This window comes from Nonomuraea jabiensis (genome assembly GCF_014204795.1).
In the GTDB taxonomy this organism is placed as follows: Bacteria; Actinomycetota; Actinomycetes; order Streptosporangiales; family Streptosporangiaceae; genus Nonomuraea; species Nonomuraea jabiensis.
Genome location: NZ_JACHMB010000001.1, coordinates 7324894 through 7339433 on the forward strand (window position 1 = coordinate 7324894; position 14540 = coordinate 7339433).

Below are 14540 nucleotides of genomic sequence, written 5' to 3' on the forward strand. Positions count from 1 at the left end.
TCTGACCGCCACGTGACCGCCTCTGGCCGGCGTGCCGGTCAGAGGTACAGGCCCGTGGACTCGTCGCCCGGTTGCGGGGTGAACTCGCGGCCCGCGCGCAGGGCGTACAGCTGGGCCAGCGTCGCCCCCGACGGGCTGACCCCGTTGGCCGAGCCCAGCCACGCGACGGCCTCCTCCTTGCTCAGCGGCCCGACCTCCACCTGCGCCAGGCAGCGGCCGGGGCGGACGACGGCCGGGTGGAGGCGGGCGAGGTCCTCGTTGGTGGTGATCGCCACCAGGACGTCCCGCCCCTGGCCGAGCAGGCCGTCGGTCAGGTTGAGCAGGCGCGAGAGCCCCTGGCCCGCCTGGGCCTTGGCGCCCGAGCTGATCAGCTCGTCGCAGTCCTCCAGGACGAGCAGCCGCCAGCGCTGGGTGTCCTCGTCGGAGTCGTAGCCGACGGCCACCTCCATCAGGTAGCCCGGCTCGTTGAACAGCCGCTCGGGGTCGAGCACGCAGTCCACCTGGCACCAGTCGTGCCACTGCTTGGCCAGCGTGCGCAGCAGCGTGGTCTTGCCGGTGCCCGGCTCGCCGTGCAGCAGGATCAGGCGGCCGTTGACGTCGTCGGGGGTGATCGACATCAGCCGGTCGAGGGCGGGGCGGACCTTGGCCGAGTAGTTCTTGTTGATCTCGTCCCAGGGCTGGGCCGTGATCGGCTTCTCCGAGCGGGTGCCGCCGTGCATGCCGCGCCACCAGAAGCCCATCTCGACGTGGTCCACCTCCGGCATGGCCTCTTCGGCGCCCTCGATGCTCTGCGCGAGCACGCTCTTGGCCAGCTCCTCGTCCACGGCCGTGACGCTGACGGTGGCCGTGCGGTTGCGGTGGCGCACGACGCGCAGGGTCCAGCCCTCGCCGGCGATCAGCCGCGACTCCGAGCCGTCCTCGACCCGCGCCGTGCGCAGCAGGCGGCCGTCGGCCGGGCTCAGCGGGGCGTCGGGGCGCACGCGCTCCAGATTGGCAAGGCGGGACCACGGTTGCGCACCCGTCGCGAACGGCGACAGCGCCAAGGCGTCGATGACGTCGATGGCGGAGTCGGCGTCGTCGATCCAGATGTTCATGGGGAGCTCGGAAGACTCCCGGCTGGGGAACGGCACCTCCCTCATCACAGACATAACGTTAATGATCCAGCGTCGAGCCGTCACATGTCGAAGGGTTTTGCGGAAAATTCGGCGTATCGGTTAGGTCTTGGTCAGCGTGCCGGTCTGGGTGACGATGCCGGGGCCGGGCTCGTCCCGCCAGGTGTAGGAGAGACTGTCGCCCTGCTTGGCGAGCCAGACGGTGCCCGGGATGCAGCCGCCCTCCATCGCTTCCAGCGAGAACGTCAGCCGCGACGCCTCCACCTGGGTCAGCGTGATCGTGCCGCGGCAGCTCGCGCCGGCGTCCTTCTCGCTCCACTGCGCGGTGGACGCGCCCGGCTTCAGCACCACGCTGTTCTCGGCCCCGTCGCTGTCGAGGGGGTTCGTGCTCTGCGTCCGGCCCGTCCACGTCCCGGCGTAGGCGGCGGGGATCTTGAGCTTCCCGCCGGAGGTGGCGGGCGTCGTGCTGTCGGCGGACGCCGGCGGGGTGGCCGGTGGGGTGGACGGTGCTAGGGACTCTGGAGGAGCGGCCGAGGGGGAGCGGTCGTGCTGGTCCGCGAGCGGGGCCGGGGTGCTGTTCACGGAGAGGATCGTGATCACGGTCGCGGTGAGGGCGGCCAGGCCCGCCAGCGCGCCGACGAGCAGCCCCCGCGAGCGGGAACGCCCCGTCCCCTGGGTGGTGAGCGCGGCCTGGGGGCGCGGCCCCGTGCGAAGGCCCTCCGGTACGGCGGGGTCCTGCGGGGCGTTGGGGTTGACCAGGGACATCATCAGGTGCTGGGCCGTGGGCCGCCGCGACGGGTCCTTGACCAGGCAGGACGCGATCACCCCGCGCAGGCGCGGCGGCAGCGGCGCCAGGTCCGGCTCAGCGTGGAGCACCCGGTGCAGCACGGCGGGCACGGTGTCCGCGCCGAACGGGCTCGTGCCCGTGGCCGCGAACAGCATCGACGCCGCCCACGCGAACACGTCGGAGGCGGGCGAGGCCGGCGAGCCGCCGATCTGCTCGGGCGCCAGATAGGCGGGGGTCCCGATCAGGCCGGAGGTCATCGTGGCCGCCCCCTCGGCCCGGGCGATGCCGAAGTCCACCACCCTGGGCCCGTCGGGCCCGAGCAGCACGTTGGCCGGCTTGAAGTCGCGGTGCACGATCCCGGCCGCGTGGATGGCGGCCAGGGCGGTGGCCGTGCCGACCGCCAGGCGTTCGAGGTCGCCGCCGCGCAGCGGGCCGCGCTCGCGCACCCGGTCGGCCAGCGAGGGGCCGTCCACGTACTCGCTCACCACGAACGGCCGGGGCCCGTCGGCCGAGACGTCGAGGACCCGCGCGGTGCAGAAGGAGGCGATGCCCTCCAGCGCGTCCAGCTCGCGCGCCAGCCTGGCCCGCGTCTGCTGGTCACCCGCGCTCAGCAGCTTGATCGCGACCGGCTCGCCGGCGGCGGTGCGGGCGAGGTAGACCACGCCCTGGCCGCCCTCACCGAGCCGGCCCGACAGGACGTATCCGCCCAGGGACGGCGGGTCGTCCGGTCGCAGGGGGCTCGCCATGGCCGATACGTTACCGGTCGCCATGCGCTTGTGAAGATCCACCGGTACCTTGGGTCGTTGGCCAAATCACACCTTAAGCGGAGGTATCGGGGAAGTGTCGAAGGCGACGTTCCGTGAACGGGCGCGTTACTGGTTCGACAACACCATGTCCAGGGGGACCGCCTCGTTGATCGGCTGGCTGGCCGTGGTGTCGGTGGGGCTGATCGTGGTCGTGGCCGGGCTCACGCTCTGGCTGGCACCGAACGAGCCCGACGGCGTGAACGGCCCCGGACATGTGCTCTGGATCGCGCTCATGCACGCGCTGAACCCGGGCAAGCTCGCCAGTGACAAGGGTTCGACCGCGTACATGGCCGTGATGTTCGCGGGGTCGATCGGCGGCCTGTTCGTCGTCAGCATGCTTGTCGGCCTGCTGTCCAACGGGCTCAAGCAGAAGGTGGACCGCCTGCGCAGGGGGCGCTCGCGGATCGTGGAGTCCGGCCACACGGTGGTGCTCGGCTGGTCGGACCAGGTGTTCACGATCGTGGCCGAGCTGGTCAAGGCGCACGCCAGCCAGAAGGGCTCGGTCATCGCGGTCCTGGCCGAACGCGACAAGCTGGCCATGGAGGACGACATCCGGGAGGCCGTCGGCGACCTCGGCAGGACCCGGCTGGTCTGCCGCACCGGACGGCCCACGGAGCCGCGGGACCTCGCGCTGATGAACCTGGCCACCGCCCGCTCCATCGTCGTGCTCTCGCCCGAGGGCGAGGACCCGGACGCGCACGTCATCAAGATCCTGCTCGCGCTGGCCAAGCGCCGCGGCGTCCACCCGCCGGTGGTCGCCGGGCTCACGTCCAGCCGCAACATCGCCGCCGCCCGCCTGGCCGGCGGCGAGGACGTGCACCTCGTCGACTCCGACGACACCGCCTCCCGGCTCATCGTGCAGTCCTCGCGCCAGTCGGGCATGTCCGTCGTCTGTATGGACCTGCTGAACTTCGACGACGGCGAGATCTACCTGCGCACGCCCAAGAAGCTCGTCGGGATGACGTACGGCGAGGCGCTGCACGCCTACCAGACCGCCTCCGTCATCGGCCTGCGCCGGCCGACCGGCGTCGTGCTGAACCCGCCCATGGACACCGTCATCAACGCCGACGACCAGGTCGTCGTCATCGCGCACGACGACTCCCACATCCGCCTGGCCGCCGGCAAGCCGTCCCTGGACGAGTCCGCCATCGTCGAGGCGCAGGCGCCGCCCACCGAGCCCGAGCGCACGCTCCTGCTCAACTGGAACGGCCGGGCCGAGCAGATCGTCCGCTACCTCGACGGCTACGTGGCCCCCGGCTCGGTGCTGGAGATCGCCGCCGACCACCCCAAGGCCGGCACCGGCCTGGCGGGCCTGCGCAACCTCACCGTGAACGTCAAGGACTGCGACACCACCGACAGGTACGCCCTGGAGTCGCTCGGCGTCGGCCTCTTCCAGCACGTCATCGTGCTCTCCGACGACCGCTTCGCCCCCCACCACGCCGACACCCGCACGCTCATGACGCTGCTCCAGCTCCGCGACATGCAGAGCACCCTCGGCGAGCACTACTCGATCGTCAGCGAGATGCACGACGAGAACAACCGGGCCCTGGCCGAGGTCACCGAGGCCGACGACATCGTGATCAGCGACACCGTCATCGGCCTGCTGCTCGCCCAGCTCGCCGAGAACCGGCACCTGGCGGACGTGTTCGGCTACCTGTTCGACTCGCGCGGCTCGGAGATCTACCCCCGGCCCGCCGCCTCCTACGTCAAGACGGGGACGCGCGTGCACTTCGCCACGGTCGTGGAGTCGGCCAGGCGCAGGGGCGAGACCGCCATCGGCTACCGCAACGCGCTGGCGCGCAACGACCCGCCGCACTACGGCATCGTCCTCAACCCCGACAAGTCCGAGCCCATCGTCCTGAACAAGGGCGACTCGGTGATCGTCCTCGCCGAGCGCTGAAAACGTACAGTTTGCCGTGTGAGGACCATTGACTGGGTGGACGGCGCCGTCGAGCTCGTCGACCAGACACTGCTGCCCGACAAGTGCGTGATGCTGCGCATCCGGACCGTGGACGAGCTGGTGGACGCCATCCGGCGGCTGGCCGTGCGCGGCGCGCCCGCGCTCGGCGTGGCGGGGGCGCTCGGCGTGGTGCTGGCCGACGGCGACCCCGCGCAGATCGCCAGGCTCCGCGCCGCCCGGCCCACCGCCGTCAACCTCGGGTGGGGCGTCGACCGGGCCGCCGCCCACCTGCGGGAAGGCCGCGAGTCCGTGCTCGCGGCCGCGCTGCGCGTGCGCGACGACGACATCGCCGCGTGCGTGGCCATGGGGGAGCGCGGGGCCGACCTGCTCGAAGGCGACCGGCTGCGGATCATGACCGTGTGCAACACCGGCGGGCTGGCCGCCGTCGAACGCGGCACCGCCCTCGGCGTCGTGCAGACGCTGCACGAGCGCGGGCGGCTGGCCGAGGTGCTCACGCTGGAGACCCGCCCGCTGCTGCAGGGCGCCCGGCTCACCACCTGGGAGCTGGCCAGGATGGGCGCGCCGCACCGGCTCATCGCCGACTCGGCGGGACCGTACCTGCTGGCCAAGGGCGAGGTGGACGCGGTGCTCATCGGCGCCGACCGCATCGCCGCCAACGGCGACACCGCCAACAAGATCGGCTCGTACGCCCTCGCGCTCGGCGCGGAGCGCGCCGGGGTGCCGTTCGTGGTGGTCGCGCCCGAGTCCACCATCGACCCGAACACCCCCACCGGCGAGCACATCGTGATCGAGGACAGAGGGGCGGAGGAGGTCGTGACGGTCAGAGGTGTACGCGTGGCGCCTGAGGGCACCCAGGCGTTGAATCCGGCCTTCGACGTGACGCCGCACGATCTCATCACCGCGATCGTGACGGACAAACGGGTGATCAGGCCCTAGGTCAAATCACCCAACTTCAGGACCTGTCCGCATGCTCCGCGTTACGCTCGGTGGTCTCGACAGCGACTCTCGGAGCTCACCGTGGCCATCGACCTGGTGTTACGCAAAGACTGGAACGCCCGCCCGCCGCGCGGCGACTACACGCAGCTCGACTCCACCAAGGGAGTGAAGGTCCACTACACGGGCGGCAGGGTCGACCCCGGCATCGTCTCCGACCACAGCGGCTGCGTCGCGCTGGTGCGGTCGATCCAGGGGTTCCACATGGACGACAACGGCTGGATCGACATCGGCTACTGCGTCGACGAGGAGACCGAGCTTCTCACCCGGCAGGGCTGGAAGTCGTACCGGGACCTGCGCGCGGGCGACGTCGCGCTCACGCTCGACCATGACACGGGCATGTCCGAATGGCAGCCCGTGCTGGAGGTGTGCGTGTTCCCCGCGATGGAGCGGGAGATGATCCGGATGGAGGGGCCCGCCCACTCCTCCCTGACCACCCCGCATCACCGCTGGCCGGTGGAGCGCCAGGCGGGGCAGGACACGCGGCGCCTGTGGGTGACCACCGAGACCATCGGTCACCGGGACCGCATCCCGGTCGCGGCGCCCTGCGCCGACCTGCCGGCCGAGCCGAAATGGTCGGACGCCTTCGTGGAGCTGGTCGCGTGGTTCGCGGCCGAGGGCGCGTCGGGTGCGAGCGGCGTCGCGATCCACCGGTCCCGGCGGGACCCGGCACATCTCATGCGCATCCGCGCCGCGCTCCACAAGGTCTTCGGCCCTCCTGCCGCGGGCGCGTCCCGCTGGAGGGAGACGGCCAGGGACGATCTCGTCGAGTTCCGGCTCCCGGCCGAGGCGGGGCGGCAGCTGGCCGAGGTGGCGCCCGGCAGGGTGCCGGGGTACGAGTTCCTCCTGTCGCTGTCCCGGGCCCAGCTCGCCCTGTTCCTGGAGACCTCCCTGACGGCGGGCGACGCCGGGCGCGACAGGCTCGCCCGCGAGGATCGGGCGGCGGCGGAGGCGTACATGTTCGCGGCGCTGCTGGCGGGGTCGGGAGCGGCGATGAGCCGCCTGCCCGAGACGGGCATGTGGCTGACCACGATCCGGCGCCAGCACTCCGTCGTGCCCAGACCTGCCCTCAGGATCCGGAGGGAGACCTACCGCGGCCGGATCTGGTGCCCCCGGACCGAGAACCAGAGCTGGCTGGCCCGCCGGGAGGGGACCGTCTACTTCACCGGCAACACCATGGTCGCCTGTCCGCACCGCAAGGTGTTCGAGGGGCGCGGGCCGCACCACCTGCCCGCCGCCAACGGGCCGGGGCTCAACGCCGGCCACTACGCGGTGCTGGGGCTCGTCGGCAACGCGGGGCTCGTCCAGCCGACCGACGGGGTGCTGCACGCGATCCTGGACGCGATCCAGTACCTGCGCGACAAGGGCCGCGCGGGCACGGAGATCAAGGGGCACCGTGACGGCTACTCGACCGACTGCCCCGGCGACCCGCTCTACGACTGGATCCGCCGGGGCGCGCCCCGGCCGGGCGGGCCCCCGCCCACGGAGCCGGCCGCGCCGCCGTTCCCCGGGCGGCTGCTGAAGTATCCGCCGGTCATGCACGGCGAGGACGTGCGCACCTGGCAGGCGCAGATGAAGAGGCGCGGCTTCGACCTGGCCGTGGACGGGGCGTACGGCGCCGGGTCCCGCGAGGTATGCCGCAGGTTCCAGCGGCGGCAGGGCATTGAGGACGACGGGGTCGTGGGCCCCTTGACGTGGCGGCTGACGTGGGAGGCGCCCGCGTCCTGAATCTGGGGTGGATCGGGGGGTGGCGACACACCCGAGCCTGGGGTGGACCCGGGGTTACCGCGCCTCCGGAGCTCCGCCTAGTATCCGACCATGGAACTGGCCACGGGGTTCGAGTCCATCTCGCGAGACGGCTGGCGGGCGCTGGCGGTCGAGGTTCTGCGCAAGTCGGGCATCGAGACGGAGTCGCCGGAGGAGGCGCTGTCCACCGCCACCTACGACGGGGTGACGGTCGCGCCGCTCTACGACCTGGACGACCTGCCCGGCGATCCCGGGCTGCCCGGCGAGGCGCCGTACGTGCGCGGGGCCCGCGGCACTCCCGGCTGGGACGTGCGCCAGCGGCACGCCGTGGCCGACCCCGAGGCGGTGCTGGCCGACCTGGAGAACGGGGTCACCTCGCTGTGGCTCGTCGTCGGGGACGGCGCGATCCCGGTGGACGCGCTGGAGGACGTGCTCAAGGACGTCTACCTCGATCTGGCGCCGGTCGTGCTGGAAGGGGGGGACCGGGTACGGGAGGCCGCCGAGGTCCTGTTCGGGCGCGGGAGCGGGGTGCGGGGCAACCTGGGCGCCTCCGCGGTGGACGGGCCGGGGCTGGAGCTGGCCCGGCGCTGCGTCGACGGGTTCCCCGGGCTCGGGGCCGTCACCGTGGACGCCACCCCGTACCACGACGCGGGCGGCAGCGACGCCGAGGAGCTGGGCTGCTCGATCGCCCGGGGCGTCGCCGAGCTGCGGGCGCTCACGGACGGCGGGCTCTCTGTTGAGCAAGCGCTAGGGCAGATCGAGTTCCGGTACGCCGCCACCGCCGACCAGTTCGCCACCATCGCCAAATTGCGCGCGGCCCGCCGGCTGTGGGCCAGGGTCGCCGAGGTGTGCGGCGTCACAGGAGGGTCCGCCGCAGGGTCCGCCGCAGGGTCCGCCGCAGGGTCCGCCGGAGGGTCCGCCGCAGGGACCGCCGGGCACGGTGGCCAGCGGCAGCACGCGGTGACCAGCTCGGCCATGATGACCGCCCGCGACCCCTGGGTGAACATGTTGCGCACCACCCTGGCCTGCTTCGCCGCCGGCGTCGGCGGCGCGGAGGCGGTCACGGTGCAGCCATTCGACGCCTGCCTCGGGCTGCCGGACGCCTTCTCGCGGCGCATCGCCCGCAACACGCAGGCGCTGCTGCTGGAGGAGTCGGGCCTCGGGCGCGTCATCGACCCCGCCGGCGGCTCCTGGTACGTCGAGCGCCGCACCGCCGACCTCGCCGAACGCGCGTGGGCCTGGTTCCAGGAGATCGAGGCGGCGGGCGGAATCACCCGGGCGGCCGGGCTCGTCTCCGACCGGATCGCCGCCACCCGCGCCCGCCGCGCCGACGACATCGCCCACCGCCGCCTGCCCATCACGGGCGTGAGCGAGTTCCCCAACGTGCACGAGAAGCCGGTACGCCCGCCCACCCCGGCGCCGGCCGCCCCCGAGACGGGCGGCCTGCCCCGGATCCGCTACGCCGAGGAGTTCGAGGCCCTGCGCGACCTGGCCGACGCGCAGCCCGAGCGGCCCACGGTGTTCCTCGCGACCATCGGGCCCGTGGCCGCCCACACCGCGCGGGCCGCGTTCGCCGCCAACCTGTTCCAGGCGGGCGGGCTGGACACCGAGACCGCCGGTCCCGGGGCCGATCCCGAGCAGATCGCCACCGCGTTCGCCGTCAGCGGCGCCTCCGTCGCCTGCCTGTGCTCGACCGACAAGCTCTACGCCCAGCACGCCGCCGCCGTCGCCACCGCACTGCGCAAGGCCGGTGCGAGGAAAGTCTGGCTGGCGGGGAAGGGGGAGTACGAAGGCGTGGACGGAAACCTCTACGCGGGCTGCGACGCGCTGGCCGTGCTCCGCGAGACGTTCGACGACCTGGAGGTGACCCGATGATCCCGGACTTCTCCGGCATCCCGCTCAACGCCCTGCCCAAGGACGGGCCGCAGGCGCCGCAGCACGCCGGTGAGGTGTGGGAGACGCCGGAGGGCATCGGGGTCAAGCCGCTCTACACGGCCCACGACCTCGAGGGGATCGACTTCCTGCGCACCTACCCGGGCGTGGCCCCCTTCCTGCGCGGCCCGTACCCGACCATGTACGTCAACCAGCCCTGGACCATCCGCCAGTACGCGGGCTTCTCCACGGCCGAGGACTCCAACGCCTTCTACCGGCGCAACCTCGCCGCCGGGCAGAAGGGCCTGTCGGTGGCCTTCGACCTGGCCACGCACCGGGGCTACGACTCCGACCACCCGCGCGTGGCCGGCGACGTGGGCATGGCCGGGGTGGCGATCGACTCCATCTACGACATGCGGCAGCTGTTCGACGGCATCCCGCTCGACCGCATGTCCGTGTCGATGACCATGAACGGCGCCGTGCTGCCCGTCCTCGCGCTCTACATCGTGGCGGCCGAGGAGCAGGGCGTCGCGCCGGAGCAGCTCGCGGGGACCATCCAGAACGACATCCTCAAAGAGTTCATGGTCCGCAACACCTACATTTATCCCCCGGCGCCGTCGATGCGGATTATTTCGGATATTTTCGCTTATGCGAGCGAGAAGATGCCGAAATTCAACTCCATCAGCATTTCCGGCTACCACATCCAGGAGGCCGGGGCCACGTGCGACCTGGAGCTGGCCTACACGCTGGCCGACGGCGTCGAATACCTGCGGGCGGGGGTCGCCGCCGGGATGGACGTCGACCGGTTCGCGCCGCGGCTGTCGTTCTTCTGGTGCATCGGCATGAACTTCTTCATGGAGGTCGCCAAGCTCAGGGCCGCCCGGCTGCTGTGGGCCAAGCTGGTGTCTGGATTTAACGCGAAAAATCCGAAATCGCTGAGCCTTCGTACCCACTCCCAGACCTCCGGCTGGTCGCTGACCGCGCAGGACGTCTTCAACAACGTGGCCCGCACCTGCGTCGAGGCCATGGCCGCCACCCAGGGCCACACGCAGTCCCTGCACACCAACGCCCTCGACGAGGCGCTCGCGCTGCCCACCGACTTCTCCGCCCGCATCGCCCGCAACACCCAGCTGCTCATCCAGCAGGAGTCGGGCACCACCAAGGTGATCGACCCGTGGGGCGGCTCCTACTACGTCGAGCGCCTCACCCACGACCTCGCCGAACGCGCCTGGGCCCACATCCAGGAGGTCGAGGCCGCCGGCGGCATGGCCAGGGCCATCGAGGCGGGCCTGCCCAAGCTCCGCATCGAGGAGGCGGCCGCCCGTACGCAGGCCCGCATCGACTCGGGCCGCCAGCCCGTGATCGGCGTCAACAAGTACCGCGCCGAGAGCGACGAGGCCGTCGAGGTGCTCAAGGTCGACAACAGCGCCGTACGCGCCCAGCAGCTCGACAAGCTGGCCCGGCTCAGGGCCGAACGCGACCCCGGCGCCGTGCAGCGCGCGCTCGACGCGCTCACCAAGGCCGCCGACAACCCCGCGCCGGGCCTGGAGCACAACCTGCTCAAGCTGGCCGTGGACGCCGCCCGGGCCAAGGCCACCGTGGGCGAGATCTCCGACGCCCTGGAGCGGGTGTTCGGCCGGCACGCCGAGCAGGTCCGTACCATCTCTGGGGTGTATCGCGACGAGTCAGGCCCATCCGCCACCATCGAGCGCGCCCGCCGGGCGTGCGCCGACTTCGAGCGGGCCGAGGGCCGCCGCCCGCGCATCCTGGTGGCCAAGATGGGCCAGGACGGGCACGACCGCGGCCAGAAGGTGATCGCCACCGCGTTCGCCGACCTGGGCTTCGACGTGGACGTCGGCCCACTGTTCCAGACGCCGGAGGAGGTCGCCAGGCAGGCGGTCGAGGCGGACGTCCACATCGTGGGCGTGTCGTCGCTGGCCGCCGGGCACCTCACGCTGGTGCCCGCGCTGCGCCGGGCGCTGGCCGACCTCGACGCCGGCGACGTCATGATCGTGGTCGGCGGCGTCATCCCGCCCGGCGACCACGACGAGCTGCGGGCCGCGGGCGCCGCCGCGATCTTCCCGCCCGGCACGGTGATCGCCGACGCCGCCCTCGACCTGCTCGACCAGCTGAGGAACCGTCAGTAAGTTCCCCGGTCGCACATCGTGACGGAGATCGTCCGCTGGGTGACGATCGGGGATGTGATCCGGAGCGTGACGCGATGGACGCCGCCCGTGCTCTTGAGGCTCTGCGGCGAGGTCAGGAAGCGCTGGCCGTTCTCGGTGACGAGCGCCGACGCGTGGCCCACGGCGACGTTGTCGATGTACCAGCTGTAGCGGAAGGTCAGCGGCCGGCCCGTGCGCTGCACCAGCGCCTGGAGCGTGACCTCGCCGCCGGTCCAGCAGTCGCCGTCCTTGGCGCCGCCAGGGCGGACGTAGACGAGCCTGAGCCGGTCGGTGGCGGGCGTGGCGCCCGCCGTCGGGCTTCCGGTCGGGTCCGCCGCCGAGCCCCCCGTGGGGACGTTGCTCGGGGTGCCGTCGTTCTGCGGGCTGGGCCTGGGGGTACGCGAGCGCCTCGGGCGGGTCGTGGGCGTGCTCGCCGCTTCGGTCGTGGGCGCGGTGGTCACGTCGGAGACGTTCTTGGCCTTGGGGGTGGGCGTGGTGGGGGTGAGCCACATGATGGCGCCGGCCAGCGCCAGCACGGACACGCCGGCGAGGCCCGCGATGAGCACGGTCTTCACCCGCCGCCGCCCGGACCGCCGGGGCGGCTCGGGCGCCCGGGGCGGGGCCTGGGGCTGGGGCTGGGACTCGCCCGGCACGAGCAGGTCGACCAGCGCCGAGTGCTGGGCCACCGACGGCTCGGCCACGACCTGCTCGGCGCCCCGCCCGTCGGCGGGCGGGAACCCCGGCGGCGGCTCGGCGGGCGCGTGGTGCGGGAAGGCCGGGGGCGCCGGGACCTCGACCGGCGCCGCCATCGGGAACGTCCCCGGCCCCTGACCGTGCTGCGCGGCCGCGGCCTGGTGGTGCGCGGCCGCGCCCTGGCCGTAGTGCGGGCTCTGGTCGAACTGCGGGCCCTGCTCGAAGTGCGGACCCTGGTCGAAGTGCGGACCCTGATCGAACTGCGGGCCCTGGCCGGGGTGCGCGGCCGGAGCGGGCTGCCCCGCCACCGGCTGTCCCGCTACGGGCTGACCCGACATGGGCTGGCCCGCCAAGGGCTGGCCCAGGGGGTGGGGGTCGGTGCCGTGGCCCTGGCGCGAGGTCCTGCGCGGCAGCGGGGCCGCGGGCTGCTCCGCGGCCGGCTCCTGGGCGCGGGCCCGGCGCGGCGGCGTGTCCTGGTCGAGGGTGGCGTCGGGCGTGTCCTGCCAGGCCGCCAGCGGGGGATCGGGCCTGTGGGGCTGGGTCTGGTACGGGGCCGTCTGCCGGGACGGCGCGGTCAGCCGCAGCAGCACGTCACGCATCGCGGGCCGAGCCCCCGGATCCTTGGCCAGGCAGGCCAGCAGGATCTCGCGTACCTGCCCGCGCAGCTCGCCCATGCGCGGCTCGTCCTTCAGGATGCGGTTGATCACCGCGGGCAGCGAGTCGTCCCCGAACGGCGGCACCCCGGTGGCCGCGGAGACCATCACCGACGCCCACGCGAACACGTCCGCCGCCGCCCCGCCCGCCTGCCCGGCGAGCTGCTCGGGCGCCATGTACGCGGGCGTGCCGACGAAGGTGCCGGTCGCCTTCACGCCGGTGCCGAGCGCCCCGGCGATGCCGAAGTCCACCACCCGCGGCCCGTCGGGCCCGATCAGGACGTTCGCCGGCTTGAAGTCCCCGTGGACGACCCCGGCCTGGTGGATGGCGTCCAGCGCGGTCGCGGTCGCCACGGCGAGCCGCTGCAGCTCCGCCCCGCCGAGCCGGCCGGCCTGCTCGAGCGAGGGTCCGTCCACGTACTCGGACACGATGTACGGCCTGCCGCTGGTCGAGGCGTCGAGCACCTGCGCGAGGCAGAACGGCTCGACCTTGCGCGCGGCGGCGATCTCCGTGGCGAGGCGGCCGTCGACGGCGAGCCCCTCCCGCAGCACCTTGACGGCGACCGGGGTCCCGTTACGGGCCTGGCCGAGATAGACGACACCGTGGCCGCCCGCGCCGAGCCGACCGACCAGCCGGTAGGGTCCCACCGTTGCCGGGTCGCCCTCGCGGAGGGGTTCGACGTTGGGCATGAGGGGAGTGACTCCTGTGACGGCTGAGGTTAGAACTCCAGCACCCTACTGGCAAATGTCAAGACTTGTCAGAGCTTAGGCTGATCAACTGGGAAGAAAGGGGTAAGCCGGGTGCACTCGCTGGAGGACTACGCCCGAGGCGTACGGGCCGGATCCCGCACGTGGATCGCCCGCGCGATCACGCTGGTCGAGTCGACCAGGCCCGACCACAACGTCCTCGCGCAGCGCCTGCTCGTCGAGCTCACCCCGCTGTCCGGCCACGCGCGCCGGATCGGGATCTCCGGCGTGCCCGGCGTGGGGAAGTCCACGTTCATCGACGCGCTCGGGACGATGCTGACCGCGCAGGGCCACAAGGTGGCGGTGCTGGCCGTCGACCCCTCCTCCACCAGGACGGGCGGCAGCATCCTCGGCGACAAGACCCGCATGGCCCGCCTGTCGGTCGACCCCGCCGCGTTCATCCGCCCCTCGCCCACCTCCGGCACCCTGGGCGGCGTCACCAAGGCGACCAGGGAGGCCATGGTCGTCGTGGAGGCCGCCGGCTTCGACGTCGTGCTGGTCGAGACCGTCGGCGTGGGCCAGTCGGAGACCGCGGTGGCCGACATGGTGGACACGTTCCTGCTGCTCACGCTGGCCCGCACCGGCGATCAGCTCCAGGGCATCAAGAAGGGCGTGCTGGAGCTCGCGGACGTCATCGCGGTCAACAAGGCCGACGGCGAGCACGAGCTGCCCGCCAGGAAGGCCGCGCGCGAGCTGGCGGGCGCGCTGCGCATGCTCCGCTCCGACTCCACGCCGCCGCCGGTGCTCACGTGCAGCGGGCTCACCGGCGACGGGCTGGACAAGCTCTGGCGGCACGTGCTGACCCACCAGGAGTCGATCGACCTGGCCGCCAAGCGCCGCGGGCAGCAGGTCGGGTGGACCTGGACGCTGGTGCGCGACCGGCTGCTGTCCGAGCTGCGCCACGACCCCGAGGTGGCGGCGATCACCGAGGAGGTCGAGCGGGAGGTCCTGGCGGGCGAGCTGACCCCCGCGCTCGCGGCCGACCGGCTCCTGTCCGCCTTCAAACGCCCCTGAGACGGGAGACGCGCGGCGCACTGGTCTATCC

9 protein-coding genes are annotated in these 14540 nt (G+C 72.8%); 6 read left to right on the forward strand and 3 right to left on the reverse strand.

Features of this window, described 5'->3' with window-relative positions:
• Nucleotides 1-38: 38 nt before the first annotated feature.
• Both HD596_RS33525 and HD596_RS33530 read right to left on the reverse strand, forming a co-directional pair.
• Nucleotides 39-1148 carry a DUF5925 domain-containing protein gene (locus tag HD596_RS33525; protein WP_185073230.1) on the reverse strand — a complete coding sequence of 370 codons (1110 nt, stop codon included), beginning with the start codon at nt 1146-1148 and terminating at the stop codon, nt 39-41.
• 66 nt (nt 1149-1214) lie between these two features.
• Nucleotides 1215-2645 (reverse strand): serine/threonine-protein kinase, encoded by a 1431-nt coding sequence (locus HD596_RS33530; protein ID WP_185073231.1) that lies wholly within the window; start codon nt 2643-2645, stop codon nt 1215-1217.
• A gap of 94 nt (nt 2646-2739) precedes the next feature.
• Here HD596_RS33530 and HD596_RS33535 point away from each other — a divergent pair, with 94 nt between their 5' ends.
• From HD596_RS33535 to scpA, 5 genes are all read left to right on the forward strand, one after another.
• On the forward strand, nt 2740-4605 hold the full coding sequence (locus HD596_RS33535; RefSeq protein WP_185073232.1) for a CASTOR/POLLUX-related putative ion channel: 1866 nt from the start codon (nt 2740-2742) through the stop codon (nt 4603-4605).
• 18 nt (nt 4606-4623) lie between these two features.
• On the forward strand, nt 4624-5562 hold the full coding sequence (gene mtnA, locus HD596_RS33540; protein WP_185073233.1) for an S-methyl-5-thioribose-1-phosphate isomerase: 939 nt from the start codon (nt 4624-4626) through the stop codon (nt 5560-5562).
• A gap of 81 nt (nt 5563-5643) precedes the next feature.
• Nucleotides 5644-7347, forward strand: a complete 1704-nt coding sequence (locus tag HD596_RS65045) for a peptidoglycan-binding protein (protein WP_313045421.1) — start codon at nt 5644-5646, stop codon at nt 7345-7347.
• A gap of 90 nt (nt 7348-7437) precedes the next feature.
• Entirely contained in the window at nt 7438-9240 is a 1803-nt protein-coding gene (locus HD596_RS33555; protein WP_185073234.1) for a methylmalonyl-CoA mutase subunit beta, read from the forward strand.
• Nucleotides 9237-11384 carry a methylmalonyl-CoA mutase gene (gene scpA, locus HD596_RS33560; RefSeq protein ID WP_185073235.1) on the forward strand — a complete coding sequence of 716 codons (2148 nt, stop codon included), beginning with the start codon at nt 9237-9239 and terminating at the stop codon, nt 11382-11384. Before HD596_RS33555 ends, scpA begins: the two co-directional genes overlap by 4 nt.
• On the opposite strand, the gene HD596_RS33565 is transcribed toward scpA, so the two are convergent.
• On the reverse strand, nt 11378-13438 hold the full coding sequence (locus HD596_RS33565; protein WP_185073236.1) for a serine/threonine protein kinase: 2061 nt from the start codon (nt 13436-13438) through the stop codon (nt 11378-11380). The two genes, scpA and HD596_RS33565, sit on opposite strands and share 7 nt — an antisense overlap.
• 111 nt (nt 13439-13549) lie before the next feature.
• Between HD596_RS33565 and meaB the strand changes: the two genes are divergently transcribed.
• Entirely contained in the window at nt 13550-14509 is a 960-nt protein-coding gene (gene meaB / locus HD596_RS33570) for a methylmalonyl Co-A mutase-associated GTPase MeaB (RefSeq protein WP_185073237.1), read from the forward strand.
• The last annotated feature ends 31 nt before the right edge of the window (nt 14510-14540 follow it).

Bases quoted from the DNA above. Each gene is read 5' to 3' on its own strand.
- HD596_RS33525 (WP_185073230.1), bottom strand. From the start codon at position 1,148: ATGTCTGTGATGAGGGAGGTGCCGTTCCCCAGCCGGGAGTCTTCCGAG.
- HD596_RS33530 (WP_185073231.1), bottom strand. From the start codon at position 2,645: ATGGCGAGCCCCCTGCGACCGGACGACCCGCCGTCCCTGGGCGGATAC.
- HD596_RS33555 (WP_185073234.1), top strand. From the start codon at position 7,438: ATGGAACTGGCCACGGGGTTCGAGTCCATCTCGCGAGACGGCTGGCGG.
- scpA (WP_185073235.1), top strand. From the start codon at position 9,237: ATGATCCCGGACTTCTCCGGCATCCCGCTCAACGCCCTGCCCAAGGAC.
- HD596_RS33565 (WP_185073236.1), bottom strand. From the start codon at position 13,438: ATGCCCAACGTCGAACCCCTCCGCGAGGGCGACCCGGCAACGGTGGGA.